A 21009-nucleotide genomic window follows, 5' to 3' on the forward strand; every position below is an offset into this window, starting at 1 on the left:
CGGCCGTCCCGGGCAGCATTCGGGACGGCGGCCGACCTGCTCACGTCTTTGCTCAATATCGGAGGTGCATGATGGAAAGCGGTACTCCCAAGAAGCTTGGATTGCTTGCCCTGACGGGCATGGTGGTGGGGTCGATGATCGGCGCCGGGATCTTTTCGCTGCCCCGGACCTTTGGCGGGGCAACGGGCGTGGTTGGGGCGGTGATCGCCTGGATCATTGCGGGCGCGGGCATGTACACGCTGGCGCGCGTGTTCCAGGCGCTGGCCGAGCGCAAGCCCGACCTGGACGCGGGCGTCTTTGCCTATGCCAAGGCCGGGTTTGGCAATTACCTGGGCTTTCTGTCCGCGTTTGGATACTGGATCGGCAGCTGCATCGGCAACGTGTCGTATTGGGTGCTGATCAAATCGACGCTCGGCGCCTTCTTTCCCGTCTTTGGCGACGGCAACACGGTCATCGCAATCGCTGTGGCGTCCGTGGGCATCTGGATGTTCCACTTCATGATCCTGCGCGGGGTGCAGCAGGCGGCGTTCATCAATGCCGTGGTGACCGTGGCCAAGATCATCCCGATCGTGGTGTTCATCATCGTGCTGTTCGTGGCCTTCAAGGTTGACCTCTTCCGCATCAATTTCTGGGGCGACATGAGCGGCTATAGCCTGTTTGAGCAGGTGAGGCGAACCATGCTGGTGACGGTCTTCGTCTTTCTGGGCATCGAGGGCGCCAGCGTTTATTCCCGCTTCGCGTCGAAGCGTTCGCACGTGGGGGTGGCCACGCTGATCGGGTTTGTGACCGCGCTGCTGCTGATGGTGCTGGTGTCTCTGCTGCCCTATGCCGCCATGCAACAGACCGACATCGCGGCGCTGCGCCAGCCGTCCATGGCCGGCGTGCTGGAGTCGGTGGTGGGGCCGTGGGGCGCCGTATTCGTCAGCGTCGGTCTGCTGATCTCGGTGCTGGGCGCGTATCTGGCCTGGTCGCTGATCTGCGCCGAAGTGATGCACGCGGCAGCAAAGACGGAAGACATGCCGCGCGCGTTCGCCCGCGAGAACAAGAACGGCGTGCCGGTCGTCGCGCTGTGGGTGACCAACATCATCGTGCAGCTTTTCGTCATCAGCACGTACTGGTCACGCGATGCATTTTCGCTGATGCTCAGCCTGACCAGCGCGATGTCGCTGATTCCGTACCTGCTGGTCGCGGGGTTCGGCTGGCAGCTCGCCAAGCGCGGCGAAACCTATGTCGGCGGCAAGGACCAGAAGCGCGATCTCACACTTGCCAGCATCGCGGCCGTCTACACGCTTTTCATGATCTTCGCCGGCGGCTTGAAGTTCCTGCTGCTGTCGGCGCTGTTGTATGCACCCGGGTCGGTCCTGTACTTCTGGGCCCGGCGCGAGCAGGGCCGGAAATTCTTCACCGGCTGGGAGTTGGTCGTTTTCATCGTGGCATGCGTCGGAGCCCTGGCCGCCATCGTGGGCCTGATCTACGGCTGGATTGCCATCTAACGTCTGGGAGCTAGTCATGGCTGATACCGAGGAATTTGGAGTCCATTCAGAAGTCGGGCAATTGCGCACGGTGATGGTCTGCGCGCCAGGACGCGCCCACGAAAGATTGACGCCCTCCAATTGTGATGCGCTGCTGTTTGACGACGTCATGTGGGTCGACAACGCGAAACGCGACCATTTCGACTTCATGACGAAGATGCGGGACCGCGGCGTGGACGTCGTGGAAATGCACAACCTGCTGGCCGAAACGGTCGCGATACCTGAGGCGAAGAAGTGGATCCTGGACAACCAGGTCGTGGCGAACCAGGTTGGCCTTGGCTTGCTCGACGAGATCCGCAGCTACCTGGACGGCTTGCCGGCGCGCAAGCTGGCCGAGACCCTGATCGGCGGGCTGTCGACCGAGGAGTTCCCCGAGTCGATCGGCGGCGAACAGCTCACGCTCATCAAGGAAGCCGCCGGCGTCACGGAATACCTGCTGCCGCCGCTGCCCAACACGCTGTACACGCGTGATACGACCTGCTGGATCTATGGCGGCGTCACGCTCAATCCGCTTTATTGGCCCGCGCGGCACGAAGAGACGATCCTGACGTCGTCCATCTACAAGTTCCATCCGCGCTTTGCCGGCAAGGTGAACGTCTGGTGGGGCGACCCCACCGCCGACCATGGACTGGCCACGCTGGAGGGCGGCGACGTCATGCCCATCGGCAACCGGACGGTGATGATCGGCATGAGTGAACGCACGTCGCGCCAGGCCATCAGCCAGCTGGCGGCCAGCCTGTTCGCCAAGAATGCGGCAGACCGGGTGATCGTGGCGGCCATGCCCAAGCTGCGGGCGGCCATGCATCTGGACACCGTGCTGACCTTCGCCGACCGCGATTGCGTGCTGATGTATCCCGACATCGTCAACAACATCCAGGCGTTCTCCTACCGGCCGGGCAGCGCGCCGGGGTCGCTGGAGCTGCACAAGGACAAGGGGTCGCTCGTGGACGTGATCGGCGAGGCGTTGGGCATCAAGAAGATGCGCGTCGTCGAGACCGGCGGCAACGCCTATCTGCGCGAGCGCACGCAGTGGGACAGCGGCGCCAACCTGGTCTGCATCTCGCCCGGGGTCGTGCTGGCGTATGACCGCAATGTCTACACCAACACGCTCTTGCGCAAGGCGGGGATCGAGGTCGTCACCTTTGTCGGCGCCGAACTGGGCCGGGGCCGGGGCGGCGGGCACTGCATGACGTGCCCGATTTCGCGGGATCCCGCCTAGCGGCGCACTGCCGCGCGCGGCCATCCCTTAAAAGGGCGGCCGCGCGGGCGCGCAACCACCGGATCGCTTTCAGGAGAAGAACGTGAGCGGGGAAACTGCCAAACTTTCTCGCATGGCGCTGGCCGCCATGGTGGTGGGATCGATGGTGGGCGCGGGAATCTTCTCGCTGCCCAGCGTCTTTGCGCGCAATACCGGGCCGGTGGGCGGCCTGGTGGCCTGGGCCATTGCCGGCACGGGCATGTTGACGCTGGCGATGGTGTTCCAGTTCCTGTCGCGCCGGCGCCCCGATCTGGACGCCGGCATCTTCGCGTATGCCAAGGCCGGATTCGGGCTGTATCTGGGTTTTCTGGCGGCGCTGGGCTACTGGACGGCCGCCTGCCTGGGCAACGTCAGTTATTTCGTCATCTTCAAGGGAACGCTGGGCGCCGTGCTGCCGTTCTTCGGCGACGGCGATACCGTGGCCGCCGTGCTGGTGTCGTCGGTGCTGCTGTGGTCCACCCATTTCCTGATCCTGCGCGGCATCCGGCAGGCGGCGGGCATGAACACGGTCGTGACCATCGCCAAAGTCGTGCCCATCGCCATCTTCATTGTCTTCGCCGCGTTTGCCGTGGACCTGGACGTGCTGCGCGCCAACATTGCCGAAGGGCTCAGCGGCGGGGGCAAGGGCAGTCTTTTCGAGCAGGTGCGCAACACGATGCTGGTCACGGTGTTCGTGTTCCTGGGCGTGGAGGGCGCCAGCGTCTACTCCCGCTACGCCAAGCGCCGTGAGGACGTGGCGGTGGCGACAATCGTCGGGTTCCTGCTGGTGCTGGCGCTGTTGGTGCTGGTGACGATGCTGTCGTATGGCGTGCTGCCGCGCGCGGAACTGGCCTCGCTGCGCAACCCGTCCATGGCGGGCGTGCTGCGGGCCGCGGTTGGACCGTGGGGCAGCATGCTGGTCAGCGTGGGGCTGATGGTGTCGGTGGCGGGCGCCTACCTGGCGTGGATCCTGCTGGCCGCCGAAGTGCTTCGCGCCGCGGCGGGCGCGGGCATCATGCCGTCGTTTCTGGGGCGGGAAAACCGCCACGGCGTGCCGGCGGCGGCGCTGTGGCTCAGCAACGGCATCGTGCAGCTCTTTCTGATCGTCACGCTCTTCACCGAGGACACCTTCGTGCTCCTGAAGAACATGGCCAGTTCGATGAGCCTGATTCCGTACTTCTTCGTGGCGGCGTTCGGCCTGATGCTGGCGCTGCGGGGCGAAACCTATGACGGCTGGAGCCGGCGCCGCAAGATCGAGCTGGGGCTGGCGGTCGCGGCCACGGTCTATGCGGCCGGGCTGGTGTATGCGGGCGGTTTCCGGTATTTCGTCCTGTCTTGCGTCATCTACGCGCCGGGCACCATTCTTTTCCTGATATCGCGCCGCGAGCAGCGCGGCAACATCTTCGCGCCGTACGAGTGGCCGATCCTGCTGCTTGTGCTGGTGTCCTGCGGCATCGGCGTGTGGGCGATCAGCACGGGCAATACGGCGTTCTAGCCGAAAGGGGCAGGGGGGCAGCACGGCAATGAGCAGCGAACTGGCGATTGTCCTCACCATTCTTTGTGCGGCCGTCGTGCTGTTCGTCATCGGGCGGCCGCGGTCGGATGCCGTCGCGCTGCTGGTCATGCTGCTGCTGCCGCTGAGTGGCACCGTAACCTACCGCGAGGCGCTGGACGGGTTCTCGAATCCCGCCATCATCCTGATCGCGTGCCTCTTCGTGGTCGGCGAGGGGCTGGTGCGGACCGGGGTGGCTCAGGCCGTCGGCGACCTGCTGCTGCGGCACGGCGGCAAGAGCGAGGGCTGGCTGGTGTTGCTGGTGATGGGGGCGGTCGGCGCAATGGGCGCGGTGATGAGCTCCACGGCCGTCGTGGCCATCTTCATCCCCATCGTGCTGCGGATCGCGCGCAAATCCGGCATGGCGGCCCGGCGGATCCTGATGCCGATGGGCGCGGCGGCGGCGATCAGCGGCATGCTGACGCTGGTGGCGACCACGCCGAATCTGGTGCTCAATAGCGCGCTCGGTTATGCGGGCTACGAGGGTTTCGGCTTTTTCGACTTCACGCCGATCGGGATCGTCGTCCTGGCGGGCGGCGTCGCCTACATGTTGTTCGCGCGCAAGCTCATCGACGCGGGCCAGGGGCCGCGCGCGCTGAACCGGCCCAGCCTGGGCGACTGGGCGACCAAATATTCGCTGCAGAACCGGGCATGCCGCCTGCTGGTGCAGACCGACTCGGACCTGGTGGGACGCCAGCTCGGACTGTGGGCGGGCGAACTCGGCAAGGCAGCATTCGTCATCGCCATCGAGCGCAACACGCGGTTCGCGCGGGCCGTCATGCGCGCGACGGCGGACGACGTGCTGGAGGCGGGCGACATCCTGCTCCTGGACAGGGATGCAGAGGGGTTCGATATCGACGGCTTTTGCAGCCGGCATCACCTGCGGCGGCTGGAGATGTCCGGCGTGTACTTCACGGATCAGGCCCGTGATGTGGGCATGGTGGAGGTCATCATCCCGTCGGAATCGCGGCTGGACGGCGCGAATGCGCGCGATTCCGTGGTGCTGGGGCGGCATGGACTTTTCGTCGTGGGCCTGTGGCGCGGCAAAGAGGCCAAGCGCGACCTGCCCGACGTGAAGATGCGCGTGGGCGACACGTTGCTGGTGGTCGGGCCGTGGGCGGGCATTTTTTCCCTGCAGGCCGAAGAGCACGATCTGGTCAGCCTGGCGATGCCGGTCGAAGCCGATTCGCTGGTGCCGGTGCCCAACCGCGCCATCCATGCGCTGCTCTCGCTGGCGGCGGTGGTGTTCCTGATGCTGACCGACTGGGTGCCCAACGTGATGGCGGGGCTGATCGGCGCCCTGATGATGGGCCTGTTCGGCTGTGTGACGCTGGACGTGGCGTACCGGTCGATCAACTGGCGGGCGCTGATCCTGATCGTGGGCATGCTGCCGTTTGCGCTGGCGCTCAAGCGCAGCGGCGGCGTGGACCTGGCCGCGCAGTTCCTGCTGCACTATTCGGGCGATTGGGGTATCTACGGCCAGTTGGCGCTGGTGTTCGTGGCGACGGTGACGCTGGGCGTGGTGGTCTCCGGCACCGCGACGGCCGTGCTGATGGGCCCGGTCGCCATCAGCATCGCCGAAAGCCTGCACGCGTCTCCCTATGCATTTGCGATGACGGTGGCCATTGCGTCGTCGGCGGCGTTCATGTCGCCGGTGTCTACGCCCTCTAATGCGCTGGTCAGCGTGGCGGGCGGTTTCGGGTTTGCCGACTATCTGAAGATCGGGACACCACTTGCTGTGTTTTCGCTGGTGGTCAGCGTGCTGCTGATTCCGATCCTGTTTCCGTCCTGAGGGCGGATGACCCCATCCGGAGGTTCGATCATGTTTGTCAGGACTGGCATTGCATTCACGGCGGCATCGCTGATGCTTGGCGCTTCGCTGGCGCATTCCCATAGCTTGCCTGCGGCGCCGGCTGCCACGGCGCCGCCGCCGACCGCGCAGGCCGCGGCGGATTCGCGGATCCTGTTTGAAAACGTGCGCATCTTCGACGGCGTGTCCGGCGACCTGAGCCCGGCGAGCAGCGTTCTGGTTCACGGCAACGTCATCGAAAAAGTGTCGCGGGACAAGATCGCGGCAGACGGCGCGCGCGTCATTGACGGCGGCGGCCGCACGTTGATGCCCGGGCTGATCGACATGCATTGGCACAGCATGTTCGTGGGCGTGCCGCTGGCGGTGGCGATGACGCAGGATCCCACTTACCTGAACATCGTCGCGGGCGTCGAGGCGAAGAAGACGCTGATGCGCGGCTTCACCACGGTGCGTGACCTGGGCGGCTCGGCCTTCAGCCTGAAGCTGGCGGTGGACCAGGGCGTGATCCCCGGTCCGCGCATCTATCCGTCCGGCGCGATGATCAGCGTGACCAGCGGGCATGGTGACTTCCGCTCGATGGCGGACCTGCCGCGCACCCTGGGCGCGCCGGGCTCGCGGCACGATCTGTCCGGCGATAGCACGATCGCCGACAGCCCCGACGAAGTGCGCCTTCGCACGCGCGAACAGCTCATGCAGGGCGCGACGCAGATCAAGCTGACCGGTGGCGGAGGGGTGTCGTCGCCGCACAGCCCGCTGGATGTGGTGACGTTCACCGAACCGGAGTTGCGCGCGGCGGTGGATGCCGCGACGGACTGGGGTACGTATGTGGCGGTGCACGCCTACACGCCCACCGCCATCCAGCGCGCCATCAAGGCGGGCGTGCAGAGCATCGAGCACGGCAGCATGATGGACGAGGAAACGGCCGAGCTGATGGCGCGGGCGGGCGTGTGGCTGAGCACGCAGCCCTTTCCGGACGAACTGGCCGACGCCTTTCCGCGAGGATCGGATCAATGGCAAAAGGCGCAGGAGGTCTTTGCCGGGACGGACCGGACCTACCAGCTGGCGATCAAGCACAAGCTCAAGACGGCGTTCGGCACGGACATCCTATTTTCAAGCCAGTTGGCCGAGCAGCAGGGCCGCATCCTGGCAAGCCTGACGCGGTGGTACACGCCGGCGCAGACGCTCATCATGGCAACCGGCACGAACGCGGAGCTGCTGAAACTGTCGGGCAAGCGCAACCCCTACCGCGGCGATCTGGGTGTCGTGCGCGAAGGCGCGCTTGCCGACCTGCTGCTGGTCGATGGCGACCCGATCCAGGACATCAAGCTGATCGGCGATCCGGACAAGAACTTCCTGGTCATCATGAAGGATGGCGTCATCTACAAGGATGCAGTGCCCGTCCGTTGAGCGAGGCGTCCGCTCGTGGCGCTGGCCGAGACCCGACGCGTGGCGCGTCGCCGAGGCCGGCGTTCCCTAGGCGGCGCGGTGGACCCGGATCATTCAGGCGCGATGCCGGGCACGCCCTGCCGGATGTTGCGGGAGAATTCGGCCGGGTCGGTGGTGGCGCGGGCGCGGTCCGTATAGCGGCCGCGGCTCCGGTACTCTGCGGCGCTGCCGGCCCCGCGCAGGGCGTCCAGCTTGTACAGGTATTCCGGCAGGTAGCCTGACAGAAGCTGGCGGTAATCCATCGGCAATCCGGGCACGATGCGCCGGGCCATCTGGAAGACGATGGTGGTGCAGTTTGCCGTGAGCGTGTGATAGAAGCGGGGTGTTGTCTGGAGGCGGTTGGCGGCGTTGACGTAGGCCACGAAGAGTTCGCGCCCCGCGCCCTCGGGCATGTGGATACGGTACAGGTAGCTGTCTTCGCCGCGCACGTTGGTGCGCACCCGCAGACTGTCCGCTTCGGTCGAGGCGATCACGCTCAGTTCGTACTGCTTGAAAAATCCGCCGATCTCGGAAAACCGGTCGCCCTGCTTGCGCCGGATTTCAACCGAGAACACCACGTGATCGTCGTCGCCAAACCCGAACGACACCAGCGCGTGGGCGATGGCGGGACGGCCCCAATACGACAGGGCCACGTCCACCGATTGCAGCGTGTCCAGCGCATAACGACGGGTTTCCCAGCGGGGCGTGAAGTCGGTGCGCGAACGCCAGTCGAAGTTGCGTACGTTGTGCAGCGTGACGGTGTTGCCATTGACGACGCCGTGGGTTTGGCGGGCGACTTCGGCAAGCCAGGGGCGGTCGTTGGACGGGCGGATGCGCAGCCACCACACGAGCAGAACGGCTAGCGCCGCGCCATGCAGAACCAGGCCCGGCCACCAACGCGGCCATACCAGCCCGGCGATGGCCGCCAATGCCAACATCACCCACGCCAGCACTGCGACCAATTTCCATGCCGATGAAAGCGGCGCGCGGATCCACAATGCCAGCGCACCCCAGCCCGTTTCCAGCGCAATGGCGATGCCCAGCAGGATGGAAACCGTCATTGCGCTCCTTGGACGGCGGTTGCGCCGCGCACTGCAATCAGAAGGTGCCTACCGTGACCAGTTGGTCGGACTCGAACATGGCGGCCGGGGAGATGATGGGTTCTTCCCACGGAATGTTCTTGCCGTAGCGTTCCCGCATCTTGGCCTGCACGGCAGGCGAGGCGAGATCGAAGCTTTTCAGCGGCGCCAGCGCGCCGACCTTCACGCCCAGGACGCGCTGATAGATTTTCCACACCAGCTCGGAGCAGTAGATCTGGTCGTCGGACCAGGCGAATACCAGATCGTAGGGCTTGCCGACGTAGGCGGCGCCCGCCTTCGCCAGCCGATCGCGCGCGTCGGGCGTCAGCAGGGAAGTGTCGCGCAGCCGCTTGACGACGTAATGGCCGCGCTCGCCTTGCGCGGTCCATTGAGAGAGGGGGGTGTAGCTGACGCGCGCCGCGGCCTCAAGCACGTAGGGCTGGCCTTCGCGCGTCACGATCATGCCCATGTGGCTGTAGGGCGAGTGCGTGGCTTGCTGGATGGCCAGGCTTTGCGCTGACCGGGACTGCTGGAACACCATGTCGCCCGTCTGGATGTCGGGCGCGGCGGCGGCCGCCATGGACAGCGCGGACAGCGCCGCCAGCGCTGCCGTACAGACCTTTGCCGCCAGCCTCACGGGCGCGCCCGCCCGGTCGCAGGCGTCTGCTTTTTGGCGCGCGGTTTGGCCGCGGGTTTTTCTTCCTTGGGCGGCGTGTCGAACTCTTGTTTGTTGCGTTCGCCGCGTGGCGTGTTTTCGGGGTGGGGTTTGGGAAATGCCCAGGGCTTCGTTTTCTGATCCATTGCATGTACTCCTTGCACAGGCGGAACAGTAGCATTAGCCGGCGGCCCTGGGTAAGTGAGGGTTGACGTCAATATTCATCACATCGTGATATGAAGGCGGAAAATGTCCGCCGCGCGTCATTTGGTCTTGGGTATTTCGCCGACCCAGATGCGGTCGAACTGCTCGCGGACCCGGCGCGCCCAGTCGTCGATGGCGCTTTGCACGTCGGCGGCGGTGGGCTTGCGGTTTTCCGGCAAATTGCTGCCTGTGACTGCGCCCAACGACGCGATCAGCAATTGGTTGGTGGTGGCATCGCGCGCCGAGGCTTCGATCAGCAGCCGCGCCGACTGGTCGCGCAGGCCTGCAGCCTTGGCAGTCTGGCCCAGCACATAACCAATGGGCACATACTCGCCGGGCCGCGGATCGCGGTCGTTGCGGAAGGTGCCGGTGATGGCGGCGCGCAGCCGCACCGAGCGCGGGGCTGGCGCGGAGATCAGCTGATAGCCCGCCTGCGTGAACTCCCGGCGCAGGGCCGCGTTCATGTAGGCCAGCACGCGCTGGCGCATCTCGGCGTCGTCACGGAAGTCCAGCTCGTCCGGCCGGTCGCCCGGAATGTAGGTGACGTCTTCCATGAGCAGCTTCTTGTCGAACTGGCTGCCGATCGGCGGACCTGGCCTGACCCAGATGCGGCCGCCGCTCCAGTTGGGATCCTGCTGAAGCTGGCTTTGCGGTTCGCCGAGCGCGGTGGAATAGTCCTTGGCGTTGGGCAGATTGGTGCAGCCGGCCAGTCCGATGAGCGCGCAGCAGGCCGCGCGCAGTGCGAGGTTGGGCTTCATGGCTTTTTCCCTTGTCAGAAAAACGGCGCCCGCGGCAGGCAGGCGCAAAACCGGCACGATCCTTGCTGGAAATTATCTGCCTGAACCGCGGCGCGGCGCGGCAATTTCTTCGCTCGCGCAATGCATCGCTGCGTCGCCGCCACATCATCCATCTGGCCATGCGAAAACGCTGTCTCGCTGGTATTGGCCAGCGCTACGATTGGCCTGTGCACATAGAAGGGGGAGAGTATCTATGGACACCGCCAACGAATGGTATGCCGCCGTCAAGGAATGGCAGCGGGCACGTGACGAACTGACCGACGCAATCGCTGCAATCCAGTGGCCCAATCCCACGGCAGGGTGCCTGGAAAACTACGACCGCGCTTTCGCGCATGAAACGCAGGCTCGCGAGCGCATGAACGCGGCGTACGGTCGATCCCGGCAATAGGGCAAGACGGGCACGGGCGGTGTTCCGGGTTTGCGCCGCGCATGGCTCCATGAAAGGCAGGTTGTGTGGCTCTTTCAGTGGTGCCACGCGCGCGGTATGTTTTCGTTTTCCTCCCTACTGATCGCGCCGCTGCCATGTACCTGCCGTCCGCTTTTCGCGAAGATTCGCTGGAAATCCAGCACGAGTTCATCCGCGCCCACCCGCTGGGGGTTGTCTTCACCAGCGGAGAGGGCGGATTGATGGCGAATCACATCCCCTGTCTGCTGTATCCCGAAGGCGAGCATGGCGTCCTGCGCCTGCACGTGGCGCGCGCCAATCCGCAGTTGGCCGAGCTGGCCGCGGGACGCGAATGTCTGGTGGCTTTTCATGGCGCGCAGGCGTACATCACGCCGTCCTGGTACGCGACCAAGGCGGAAACGCACAAGGTCGTGCCGACCTGGAACTTCGTGGCCGTGCACGTGTGGGGCACGCCGGTGATCCAGGACGATCCGGCCTGGCTGCGCGCCCAGCTTGAGGCGCTGACCGACAGCCAGGAAAAGGCGCGCGTCCAGCCGTGGCGCGTGGACGAGGCGCCCGCCGATTTCATTGCCGCGCAGATGCGCGCCATTATCGGCGTCGAGATCCCCATTGCCCGTATCGAAGGCAAGTGGAAGGTCAGCCAGAACCGCAACGCGGCGGATCGCGAGGGCGTCGCCGAAGGCCTGGTCAGTGAACGCGGCGACGCGGTCATGGCCGGCCTGGTGGCCCGGCGCGGCAAAGGCGCCTGAGGCATCAGGGCGCGCCGCGCTTGGCGTGCGCGCCCCGGCCGGCCGCAAAGCATGCGATGGCCGCGGCTTGCAGCAGGGCGGCCGCAGCCAGGAAGCCGGGAAGCGTCAATCCCGAAGGCTGCAGCCACGTGCGCAGCGCGCCGAATGCCGCGGGCGCAAAGGCATACGCGCCTTGCGACAGCGCGACGATCAGCGGCACCACGCGTGCCGCCTGCTCGCGGGAAAATTCCGTCTGCGCGATCAGCGGCGGCAGCGACGTGGCGTTGCCGATGCCCGACCCGAACAGCACGACGCCCGTCCACAGCGCCCAGGCATGGTCGGCGGCCAGCATCAGCACCAGCGATCCCCCAATCTGCACGGCGTATGCCGCGCAGGCTATCTTGCGGCGGTCGGCCCCTGGCGGCATCAGCCAGCCGACGAGCGAGCGGCCGGCGATGGCGCTGGCCGTTGCCAGTCCCATCGCCAGGCCTGCCGTCTGCGCGCCCAAGATCGGCGCCAGCAGTGACAGCAGGTGCGCGATCAAACCGATCTGGGCGAACAGCCCCAATGCCATGCCGGCGGCCAGCGTCACGAACGCCCGGTCTTGGCGCAGCTTGATCGCAAGTGTTGGCGTGGGCGGTGCGGCGCTTTCTTGCGCGGCGCGCGATGGGGCGGTGGCCGGGGGCGTGCCGCTAGATTGGATGCCGCCCGACGATGAGCCGGCCGACGATGAGCCGCCCGACGGCACGCCGCCCGACGATGAGCCGCCCGAGGGGACGCCGCCCGACAAATCTCCGTCCGGCGCCTGGCCGATTTGCTGTGGGGTCACCTTGAACACCTTGTGCGACAGCACGGCAATGACGGCGACCATCGCAATGCCAACCCACAGGGCTGCCTGCGCGAAGCCGGCCTGCGCAATCAGGAACACCCATAGCGGCGAAAAGACGATGCCGCCGACGCTGGCGCCGTTGTACGCCATGCCCAGCGCGGCGGGTCGCCGCCGCACGAACCACGGCGCAATCAGCGCGTTGACGGCTGCCGCACCCAGCGTGACCCAGCCCATTCCGCTGACCACCGCGGCGGCATAAAGCTGCCACGGCGCCTGCGCCACCGCCCATCCCGCCACGCCCAGCGCCAACAGCGCCGCGCCGCCTGCGGTCGTACGAGCGACGCCGATGCGCCGGTACAGACGCGGCAGATTGGCCACCACCACCGTGCCCGCCAGAAAATGCAGGGTGACCGCGCCCGACACCAGCCCGACGCTCCAGCCGGTGCGCTGGACGACGGCATGCAGGAAGACCGGCGGCCCGTAAAAGCCGACGCCCCAGCCGAAGATGGCGAGCATGAAGGTGGCGTAGAGGACTTTCCAGCCGAAAAAGGAAGGGGAAGCAGGCATGGGATGGCGTGGATGTTGTTTTCGTTGAGTCGAAGTATGCTTACGTCCTGCACACAACACTTTGGTCCATACCGAATCATGGAATCCGAGTTCGCCGACATCAACCTGTCCGCCGTGGCGGGCGCCATTGCCGATCCCGCGCGGGCGCGCATGCTGTGCGTGCTGCTGGATGGCCGCGCGCGCACCGCCACGGAATTGGCCGCGGCCGCCGACATCGGCGCGTCCACGGCCAGCAGCCATTTCCAGCGTCTGCGCGATCAGGGTCTGGTCGAGATGGCCGTGCAGGGCAAGCACCGCTACTACCGGTTGGCGAGCGGCGACGTCGGCCACGCGCTGGAGGCGCTGCTGGTGGTGGCCGGCGCCGATCGCACGCCGTTCAAGCCGACGACGCCTTCCGCGCTGCGTCACAGCCGCACCTGCTACGACCACATGGCTGGCACGCTGGCCGTGCGGATTCACGATGCTATGCTGGCCCGGCACTGGTTGACGCCGGACGGCCGCGACTATCTGCTGACGCCGCTGGGCGAGGCGTCGCTCGCGCAGGTGGGCGTTGATGCCGCGCAAGCGCGCCAGCGCCGCCGCCGCTTTGCCTGCGCGTGCCTGGATTGGAGCGAGCGGCGCTCGCATCTGGGAGGCGCACTGGGCGCCGCGCTGCTCGATGCGCTCTTGGCGCGCGGCTGGATCAGCAAGGATCTGGACTCACGCGCGCTGCGCATTACGGCCAAGGGCGAACGTCAGTTTCCGGCCTTCTTCGGTCTTGCCGGCGACCAGCCCGCCGCCCAACGGGACGCGCATGCAGCAGCCTGATCGCTTCCTCCGCGCCTCGCCCCATCCATACCGCCCCATACGGCGGTGCACCCGCACACAACCTTTCAAGCCGCGGATGCGGCTTTTTTTACGTCCCGTCCCTCGCGGACAGCTTCTCAACCCTGTACAGGAGGTGGCCTTGCCTACGCTGGCCCTGCACGCGTTCCGTCACGTCATGTCGATGGTGACGGAATTGCGCATCGACGTTAACCATAGTCCCGAAGAGGTCGACAAGGAACTCGATGCCATCCACAACCGCATGAATCGTCCGATGGACCGCCTGCATGGATTGCCGGAGGTCAAGACCGATATCCCTGGCATCGTGCTTCGCTACCGCGAGGCCGACGGCGAGTATTACGTGTATGTGGTGGACGTGCGGCGCGGCCGGCTGGCGGGTTACACCGTCTTCAACCGCCTGATCGAAGTGGGGCGCCGCGCCGATCCTTACGTGCGCGCCCCGCATTCCAAGTACGCCGCCCCTTACCAGGGCATGGGACTGGCCACCGCGGTGTACCGCTGGGCGCTGGATGCGGGGTTGTGCATCCTGAGCGGCGCCCGCCAGTCGGTGGGTGCGCATCGTTTGTGGATGGGGCTGGCGCGCGATTATGTGCTGGGCTTCGTGGACCTGCGCAGCAAGCAGCTCACGTATCTGGGAAGTGAGGTCAGTCCGGCCGTGCGGGACGACCTGCATACCCGCATGATCCTGCTCGGTAAAGGCTGGCGGCTGGACGATTACATGCGCATGACAGGGATGAAAGTGTCCCAGGATGCACTTTCGCAACAGGGCCTAGGGTAAATCCCCGGAAACCGCTATTGATGCTGCACCGCTAAATGGCGGTGCAGCCCCGCAAGCCGCGTCTACGCTGACTCTTGGCAAAATGGCCATTTTGTTTCCCAGCGGTTGAGAAACGGGGACGCGCTTGCGGCAGCGCAACAGTGTTTCTATTTTCTGCTTGAGTTACAAAACTTATCCGGATTGTCATCGAATCACGGAGTATGCTCGACGGCAGATAGAGGACTACCGAAGTGCATCAGAACAACTTGATCTACAAGGGATACCGCCTCACGGCCAAGGTTTCCCGGGGCAGCGGCGCTATCGAAGTTCCGGCGCAATCCAGCGGCCCTGTCTTCATCGCATCGGTGATGGTCGTGCAGGCAGGCGCCATCCTTGAAGGCGGCGACGAATACCCCGTACCGCAATTTGCCGGCGGCGGCTTTGTCTACAGCCCCCGCGAGGCCGTCCATGCGGCCATTCTGCATGGCCGTGAGATCGTGGACGGCCTGACCAATCTGCCGTCCTGACCCGCCTGCCTTTTGGCGGCTACGTCGAAAACACTTCGCGCCAGTCGCGCGTCTTGGCCAGCGTCTGCACGGTGGCGGACTGCTCCAGGATCGTTACGGCCTTCTTGAATTCCTCGGCCGACGCGCCGTCTTCCAGAATCACCATGCGCGAGTTGCGCGCATCGGCCATCTTCACGTCCGACATCTTGCCGTGAGTCTGATAGACCTGCGTCCAGTCCATCTTCTTGCCCGCCTTCAGGGCGATGGGCTCGATGTAGGTGAGGGCGGTGCTGCCCGCCGCACGCACCGCGTACGCGAAGTCCGCCGTGTGACCGCTGCTGCCCTTGGCGCGCGCACCTTTGACCATGCGGTTCACGCCCACGCCTTCGGCCAGCGCGCGTCCCACCTGGGCGCGGAAGCGCAGCTGGCTGAAACGCGGCATCCACTTCGCGCACTGAAACGACAGGGCCATCGCCAGCTTTACCGCGTCCCATAGCGCTTCCTGCAGCTGTTCGTTCGGGCCCGACGCCACGATGGCGCCCGAACGGTCGAAGTGGGCGAGGGTGACGCCCGGCGTCTCGTTCAGGATGTCGATGCGTTTGGCCGCTACCTCGATGCCGAAGCTCGACGCGTGCATCGCGGTCTCACAGGCGTCGGTCAGGTAGAACGATGACTCGTCCGGATGCGCGATGAAAAAGGCCGCGTGCTGGCCGTCAAGGCCCAGCGTCATGGGAGACACGGCGCGGATGGCGTGTTCGCCCGCCGGCAGGACGGTCCAGCCGGAGGCTTCCAGAAAATTGCTCATAGGATCAGTTCGATTTGGCGGCCTTTGAGGGGATGCGCAAAGCCGCCGGCCAGCGTCAGATTCGCTCGCGGCAGGAAATACTGCATCAGCGCCGCGATGGTGTCCAGCGCGGGCACGACAGGCTCGGCATAGCCTTCGCCTTCCTCGACCCAGATGTGCTCATGGCTGCGGTCGGCCAGCGGCTTGCGGTACTGCGGCCGGTCCGCGCCCACCAGGCTGGTGTGAAACGAGTCGTCGGTGTCCACCCCGTACACCCGGTGCGGCCCGACGAACAGGCTGGCACAGAACGCTTCCGTCAGAAAGATGGTGGCCTGGCCATGCACGGCGGTGCGGGCGCCCCGGTACATGACGCGAAAGATCACGTCTTCGCGCACGTCGCCCTTGATCTTGCAAGGGCTGCTGAACTCCATCCACTGCGCACTGCCCGCCGCGGGTTTCGGGACCCAGACGATGGGCTTCGCGGTTTCCTTGGGTTCGGCAAGAATCTCTTGCACCTCATCAACGGTGATTAGCGGTTCGAACTTGTTGGCCATGGAAACAGATAAAGGGTCTTGGAGGGCGCGTGGGCAAACCGGCGAGTGGCGTGCGCTGCGCCCGCCGCGCCGCGGAGATAAACACGCGCGCGCAGCATTGCGAGGGGGCGTAATCTTACAAGATGAAGACGGTAGGGGTTGGTTGACTGTATGGATATACAGTTAAGCGGACGGCCTGCCTGGAATGATGACATGCCGACGCCGACGCCGATGCCGGTGCCGGTGCCGGTGCCGACGCCCAGCGCGACTCCGCCGTCACAGCGATGTCGCACCAAACGTGTCGCACTGCTTGATGCTGCCGCTTTCCAGGCCGCGCTTGAACCACCGCACGCGCTGCGCGGAACTGCCGTGCGTGAAGGCATCGGGCACCACGTACCCCTGGCTCTGCTTCTGCAGCCGGTCGTCGCCGATGGCGGTGGCCGCTGCCAGCGCTTCTTCGACATCGCCGCCTTCAAGAATATTGCGCGCCGCATCGGCGCGCTGCGCCCACAGGCCGGCAAAGCAATCCGCCTGCAGCTCCAGCCGCACCGACAGCGCATTGGCCTGCGACGGGTTGCGACGGCGCAGTTGGTCAACCTGGTCCGAAATGCCCAGCAGGTGCTGCACGTGATGGCCGACTTCATGCGCGATCACATACGCCTGCGCGAAATCGCCCGGCGCCTTGAACCGGTTCTGCAGCTCGTCAAAGAACGACAGGTCTATATAGACCTTGCTGTCGCCCGGGCAGTAGAAGGGCCCCATGGCCGATTGGCCGGTGCCGCAGGCCGTCGGCGTGGCGCCGCGAAAGAGCACCAGCTTGGGTTCGACGTACTGGCGGTTCAGTTCCTTTTGGAAGATGGCATTCCACACGTCCTCGGTTTCGCCCAGCACCTTGGACACGAAGACGGCTTGCGGATCGTTGGCCGGCGGGGCCGTGGCGGGCGCCTGCTCCTGCACCGCCGGCCCCTCGGCCATGTCCAGGACCACGCGGGGATCCACGCCGAAGTACATTGCGACAAGGGCAAGTACTATCGTGCCTATGCCGATGGTGCCGCGGCCCCCCATTCGCGGGCCGCCCGACCGGCGGTCTTCCACATTGTTGCTCTGGCGCGAATTTCCAAGGCGCATATTCGTTCTCCGGGGCGGATCGGCGATACCGCCATTTTGCATCGCCGCGCAATTGAGCGGCCTTCAAGGATGTTAGGATAAACCCATGGCTTTGTACTTCTCCGTCCACCCAGCAAATCCCCAGCCGCGGCTGCTCAAGCAAGCCGCGCAATGGCTTAATGACGGGGGCCTGGTGGCTGTGCCCACCGACTCCAGTTACGCCGTCGTCGCCCGCCTGGACGACAAAAGCGCCGCCGACGGACTGCGCCGCCTGCGCGGACTCGACGAACGCCACCACCTCACCCTTCTATGCCGCGACCTGGCTGAAATTGGCCACTTCGCCCGCGTCGACAACAAGCAGTACCGCCTGCTGAAAGCCGCGACCCCTGGCCCCTGGACCTTCATCCTCGAAGCCACCAAGGAAGTCCCGCGGCGCGTATCGCACCCATCGCGCAAGACCATCGGCATCCGCGTGCCGGATCACGCCGTCCTCCTGGGCTTGCTGGAACAGGCGGGCTCGCCGCTCCTGTCCACGACGCTCATTCCCAAGGATGAAACCGAGGCGTTGAACGACGCAGAAGAAATCCGCGAGCGCTACGACCACGATCTGGCCGCCATCATCGATGCAGGCGCCTGCCCGCAGGCGCCCACCACGGTGATCGACCTCACGGCCGACGAGCCGGTTGTCGTGCGCCTGGGCCGCGGCGATCCCGCCACGCTCGGACTTGTCTGATTTCACCCCTCGCCTCGATGCACGAGACGTGCCGCGCGCGGGCGTGGCTCATCTACAATCCGGTTCGCCATGAATGACATCATCCAAACCATTGCGGTCTACGCGATACCGGTTATCTTCGCCATCACCCTGCACGAGGCCGCGCACGGCTACGTGGCGCGCATGTTGGGCGATCCGACCGCCTACCAGGCCGGACGGGTCAGCCTGAATCCGGCGCGGCACATCGACCCCGTCGGCACGCTGCTGGTGCCGGTCGCCATCCTGCTGGCCTCCAAGCTCATCGGCGGCTCCATGCTGCTCTTCGGCTGGGCCAAGCCGGTTCCCGTCGACTTCGGCCGCCTGCGCCGTCCCAAAAAGGACATGGCCTGGGTGGCGCTGGCCGGTCCGGCTGCCAATATGTTCATGGCCATCCTGTGGGCGCTGTCGCTGCGTCTGTTCATGGAAAGCGGCCTGCACGAAAGCTTCTGGTTCGAAATGGCTGTGGCGGGCGTCAACGTCAACCTCGTGCTGATGGCGCTGAACTTGCTGCCCATCCTGCCCCTGGACGGCGGACGCATCCTGTTCAGCCTGCTGCCCAATCGTCTGGCCTGGCAATACTCGAAAATCGAGCCGTATGGCTTGATCATCGTCATTGTGCTTTTGGTCACCGATGTGCTCTGGTTATTGATGCAACCGGTGCTCGGGCTGGGAACGACAATCGTTCAGTGGTTTCTGTAAGATTCCCCCCAATATCCGTTAAACTCAGCGGTTTCACTGAATCAGGCCCTGGGGCAATCCCGCCGCGGGGTTTTGGAGCCCGAATCTATGGCATCCCCTGCTACCGCCGCAGGCGTTAATTTCCAGGGCAGCATGGTGGCCCTGGTCACCCCAATGCAACCCGACGGCAGCCTGGACTACGCTGCCTACCGGTCGTTGATCGACTGGCACGTCCAGGAAGGCACCGACGCGCTGGTGGTGGTGGGCACCACCGGGGAGTCGCCCACGGTCTCCATGGAAGAACACGCGGAACTGATCCGCGTTGCCGTCGAACACGCCGCCGGCCGCATTCCGGTCATTGCTGGCGTGGGCGCCAACTCCACCGACGAAGCGATCCACCTGACGCGCCACGCCAAGGCGGTCGGCGCCCACGCGGGCTTGTCGGTCGTGCCTTACTACAACAAGCCGTCGCAAGAAGGCCTGTACCGCCACTTCCGCACCATCGCGGAAGCCGTCGACCTGCCCACCATCCTGTACAACGTGCCGGGCCGTACCGTTGCCGACATGAGCAACGACACGATCCTGCGTCTGGCGCAGGTGCCGGGCATCATCGGCATCAAGGACGCCACTGGCGACATCGCCCGCGGCGGCCTGCTCCTCCGCGAGGCGCCTGCCAGCTTCCAGGTCTTCAGCGGCGACGATCCCACCGCGGCCGCTCTGATTCTGCTGGGGGCGCGCGGCAACATTTCCGTCACGGCCAACGTGGCGCCCAAGCTCATGCGCGACCTCTGTGCCGCCGCCCTGGCGGGCGACGTGCCGAAGGTCCGTGAACTTAACGCGTTCCTGGCGCGTCTGAACAAGGCTTTGTTCGTTGAAGCCAACCCCATCCCCGTCAAGTGGGCGTTGGCCGAAATGGGCCGCAGCGCGCTTGGCTACCGACTGCCACTGGTCGAACTGAGCGCGCCGCATCACGCAACGGTGCGCAACGCGCTCCAGGAAACGGGACTGCTCTAAATATCGTGAGGAAACGTATGAACAAGCGTCATGCCGGTTTGTCGGCATTGATGTCTCTGGTGTTGCTGGCCGGGTGCTCCGAGGTCAACCAATTCCTGGGCAATGAAGAATCGGTCGACTACAAGAGCGCAGTGAACCAACGCGGAGAGCCCCTGAGCATTCCGCCCGACCTGACGCAAGCCAACAGCGACCCCCGCTACCGCGCGCCGGCATCCGGCTCCACCACCTTCTCTGAGTTCCAGCAGCAAGGCGTGGCCCAGGCCAGCGCCCCGAAGACCAGCAACGTGCTTCCCAGCCGCTCCGACATGCGTGTCGAGCGCGACGGCGACCTGCGCTGGCTCGTGGTGGACCGTCCGCCCGAGCAGGTCTTCCCCCGCCTGATCGACTTCTGGACCGAAAGCGGCTTTACCGTCGCCACCAACAACCCCGGCGCCGGCCTGATCGAAACGGACTGGGCCGAGAACCGCGCCAAGATCCCGGAAAGCTGGCTGCGCCAAGCCCTGGGCGCCGTGCTGGAAACGGCCTGGGATAGCGGCGAGCGCGAAAAATTCCGCACCCGCGTCGAACGCGTCAACGGCCACACCGAAATCTATGTTAGCCACCGCCAGATGCTTGAGAAGCGCGTCGGCTCCGACGGCGCTCAGGTGCAGTGGCAGAACGGCAAGGAAGACCCGGGCCTGAACGCCGCCATGCTGGCGCGCATGATGGTCTACCTGGGCACCGACGTCGACAACGCCCGCAGGCTGGTGCAGCAGGCCGAAGCCTCGCCGCAGCGTCCGGCTGTTCAGCAGGACGTCCGCGCACAGGGCGCGTCGCTCATCGTCAGCGAATCCTTCGACCGCGCCTGGCGCCGTGTCGGCGTGGCGCTCGATGGCGGCGGCTTCGCCGTCGAAGACCGCGACCGTTCGGCTGGCGACTACTTCGTTCGCTATGTCGACACGGACACCGGCGAAAAGATGGAACAGCCCGGCTTCTTCAGCCGCATGTTCTCCGGTGACAAGAAGGCACAGGCGCCCCAGTACCGCATCCACCTGGTGGGCAACGGCGAACAGACCACCGTCTCGGTACTGGACGCCAACGGTTCGCCTGACAACAGCCCGACGGCGCAGCGCCTGCTGAGCGTCCTGAAGGACAAGATGTAATTGAAACCACCTCGCCGCGCACGCTTAGCGTGCCGCGGCAAGGCACAAAAAAACCCTGGCATGACATGCCAGGGTTTTTTTTGCGTCTTTC

At 65.5% G+C, this 21009-nt stretch carries 22 protein-coding genes; 14 read left to right on the top strand and 8 right to left on the bottom strand.

All coding sequences use genetic code 11. The features are described from left to right. Positions 1 to 71: 71 nt before the first annotated feature. The 5 genes from MHZ91_RS21110 (at position 72) to MHZ91_RS21130 (ending at position 7538) form a co-directional block, all read left to right on the top strand. Complete coding sequence (locus MHZ91_RS21110) at positions 72 to 1493, top strand: basic amino acid/polyamine antiporter (RefSeq protein WP_239215527.1); 1422 nt, start codon at positions 72 to 74, stop codon at positions 1491 to 1493. Positions 1494 to 1509: 16 nt separating this feature from the next. Continuing rightward, a complete protein-coding gene (gene arcA, locus MHZ91_RS21115; protein ID WP_175124296.1) occupies positions 1510 to 2751 on the top strand; it encodes an arginine deiminase in 1242 nt (413 codons plus the stop codon). Positions 2752 to 2833: 82 nt separating this feature from the next. Further along, the gene (locus tag MHZ91_RS21120) at positions 2834 to 4264 is read left to right on the top strand and encodes a basic amino acid/polyamine antiporter (RefSeq protein WP_370633050.1); all 1431 of its coding nucleotides are present in this window, start codon (positions 2834 to 2836) and stop codon (positions 4262 to 4264) included. Positions 4265 to 4292: 28 nt separating this feature from the next. After that, on the top strand, positions 4293 to 6113 hold the full coding sequence (locus tag MHZ91_RS21125; RefSeq protein WP_239215528.1) for an SLC13 family permease: 1821 nt from the start codon (positions 4293 to 4295) through the stop codon (positions 6111 to 6113). Between the two features lie 30 nt (positions 6114 to 6143). Beyond that, positions 6144 to 7538, top strand: coding sequence for an amidohydrolase family protein (locus MHZ91_RS21130; protein WP_239215529.1), 1395 nt, complete (start codon positions 6144 to 6146; stop codon positions 7536 to 7538). 89 nt (positions 7539 to 7627) lie between these two features. Here MHZ91_RS21130 and MHZ91_RS21135 read toward each other — a convergent pair whose 3' ends face one another. The 4 genes from MHZ91_RS21135 to MHZ91_RS21150 all read right to left on the bottom strand — a co-directional run bounded on the left by MHZ91_RS21135 (position 7628) and on the right by MHZ91_RS21150 (position 10252). After that, positions 7628 to 8617, bottom strand: coding sequence for a DUF4105 domain-containing protein (locus MHZ91_RS21135; RefSeq protein ID WP_239215530.1), 990 nt, complete (start codon positions 8615 to 8617; stop codon positions 7628 to 7630). A gap of 37 nt (positions 8618 to 8654) precedes the next feature. Further along, positions 8655 to 9272, bottom strand: coding sequence for a YiiX family permuted papain-like enzyme (locus tag MHZ91_RS21140; protein ID WP_239215531.1), 618 nt, complete (start codon positions 9270 to 9272; stop codon positions 8655 to 8657). Beyond that, a complete protein-coding gene (locus MHZ91_RS21145) occupies positions 9269 to 9436 on the bottom strand; it encodes a hypothetical protein (protein ID WP_174245436.1) in 168 nt (55 codons plus the stop codon). Before MHZ91_RS21145 ends, MHZ91_RS21140 begins: the two co-directional genes overlap by 4 nt. 117 nt (positions 9437 to 9553) lie before the next feature. Continuing rightward, on the bottom strand, positions 9554 to 10252 hold the full coding sequence (locus tag MHZ91_RS21150) for a DUF3313 domain-containing protein (protein ID WP_239215532.1): 699 nt from the start codon (positions 10250 to 10252) through the stop codon (positions 9554 to 9556). A 232-nt stretch (positions 10253 to 10484) separates the two neighbouring features. Here MHZ91_RS21150 and MHZ91_RS21155 point away from each other — a divergent pair, with 232 nt between their 5' ends. Then, positions 10485 to 10679 carry a hypothetical protein gene (locus tag MHZ91_RS21155; RefSeq protein ID WP_175124291.1) on the top strand — a complete coding sequence of 65 codons (195 nt, stop codon included), beginning with the start codon at positions 10485 to 10487 and terminating at the stop codon, positions 10677 to 10679. 134 nt (positions 10680 to 10813) lie between these two features. Further along, positions 10814 to 11446: an FMN-binding negative transcriptional regulator gene (locus MHZ91_RS21160; protein ID WP_175124290.1), complete on the top strand. Its 633-nt coding sequence runs from the start codon at positions 10814 to 10816 to the stop codon at positions 11444 to 11446. 4 nt (positions 11447 to 11450) lie between these two features. Here the strand turns inward: MHZ91_RS21160 and MHZ91_RS21165 are convergent, their stop codons facing one another. Further along, a complete protein-coding gene (locus MHZ91_RS21165) occupies positions 11451 to 12821 on the bottom strand; it encodes an MFS transporter (RefSeq protein WP_239215534.1) in 1371 nt (456 codons plus the stop codon). A 78-nt stretch (positions 12822 to 12899) separates the two neighbouring features. Between MHZ91_RS21165 and MHZ91_RS21170 the strand changes: the two genes are divergently transcribed. The 3 genes from MHZ91_RS21170 to MHZ91_RS21180 all read left to right on the top strand — a co-directional run bounded on the left by MHZ91_RS21170 (position 12900) and on the right by MHZ91_RS21180 (position 14930). Beyond that, entirely contained in the window at positions 12900 to 13628 is a 729-nt protein-coding gene (locus tag MHZ91_RS21170) for a helix-turn-helix transcriptional regulator (RefSeq protein WP_239215536.1), read from the top strand. 139 nt (positions 13629 to 13767) lie between these two features. Beyond that, the gene (locus MHZ91_RS21175) at positions 13768 to 14424 is read left to right on the top strand and encodes an N-acetyltransferase (protein WP_239215538.1); all 657 of its coding nucleotides are present in this window, start codon (positions 13768 to 13770) and stop codon (positions 14422 to 14424) included. Between the two features lie 230 nt (positions 14425 to 14654). After that, on the top strand, positions 14655 to 14930 hold the full coding sequence (locus MHZ91_RS21180; RefSeq protein ID WP_175124287.1) for a hypothetical protein: 276 nt from the start codon (positions 14655 to 14657) through the stop codon (positions 14928 to 14930). A 19-nt stretch (positions 14931 to 14949) separates the two neighbouring features. Here MHZ91_RS21180 and MHZ91_RS21185 read toward each other — a convergent pair whose 3' ends face one another. From MHZ91_RS21185 to MHZ91_RS21195, 3 genes are all read right to left on the bottom strand, one after another. Continuing rightward, positions 14950 to 15714 (bottom strand): DUF1828 domain-containing protein, encoded by a 765-nt coding sequence (locus MHZ91_RS21185; RefSeq protein WP_175124286.1) that lies wholly within the window; start codon positions 15712 to 15714, stop codon positions 14950 to 14952. After that, the gene (locus MHZ91_RS21190; protein ID WP_175124285.1) at positions 15711 to 16247 is read right to left on the bottom strand and encodes a hypothetical protein; all 537 of its coding nucleotides are present in this window, start codon (positions 16245 to 16247) and stop codon (positions 15711 to 15713) included. Before MHZ91_RS21190 ends, MHZ91_RS21185 begins: the two co-directional genes overlap by 4 nt. 255 nt (positions 16248 to 16502) lie before the next feature. Beyond that, positions 16503 to 17354 (bottom strand): neutral zinc metallopeptidase, encoded by an 852-nt coding sequence (locus MHZ91_RS21195; protein WP_239215540.1) that lies wholly within the window; start codon positions 17352 to 17354, stop codon positions 16503 to 16505. An 85-nt stretch (positions 17355 to 17439) separates the two neighbouring features. Here MHZ91_RS21195 and MHZ91_RS21200 point away from each other — a divergent pair, with 85 nt between their 5' ends. The 4 genes from MHZ91_RS21200 to bamC all read left to right on the top strand — a co-directional run bounded on the left by MHZ91_RS21200 (position 17440) and on the right by bamC (position 20918). Then, positions 17440 to 18066 carry an L-threonylcarbamoyladenylate synthase gene (locus tag MHZ91_RS21200; protein ID WP_175124283.1) on the top strand — a complete coding sequence of 209 codons (627 nt, stop codon included), beginning with the start codon at positions 17440 to 17442 and terminating at the stop codon, positions 18064 to 18066. Between the two features lie 69 nt (positions 18067 to 18135). Then, positions 18136 to 18783: a site-2 protease family protein gene (locus tag MHZ91_RS21205; RefSeq protein ID WP_175124282.1), complete on the top strand. Its 648-nt coding sequence runs from the start codon at positions 18136 to 18138 to the stop codon at positions 18781 to 18783. Positions 18784 to 18870: 87 nt separating this feature from the next. Continuing rightward, a complete protein-coding gene (dapA, locus tag MHZ91_RS21210) occupies positions 18871 to 19776 on the top strand; it encodes a 4-hydroxy-tetrahydrodipicolinate synthase (RefSeq protein WP_175124281.1) in 906 nt (301 codons plus the stop codon). A gap of 17 nt (positions 19777 to 19793) precedes the next feature. Then, entirely contained in the window at positions 19794 to 20918 is a 1125-nt protein-coding gene (gene bamC / locus MHZ91_RS21215) for an outer membrane protein assembly factor BamC (protein WP_175124280.1), read from the top strand. Positions 20919 to 21009: the final 91 nt, after the last annotated feature.

The sequence above is a fragment of the Achromobacter sp. ACRQX genome, assembly GCF_022346505.1.
Lineage (GTDB): Bacteria > Pseudomonadota > Gammaproteobacteria > Burkholderiales > Burkholderiaceae_B > Achromobacter > Achromobacter animicus.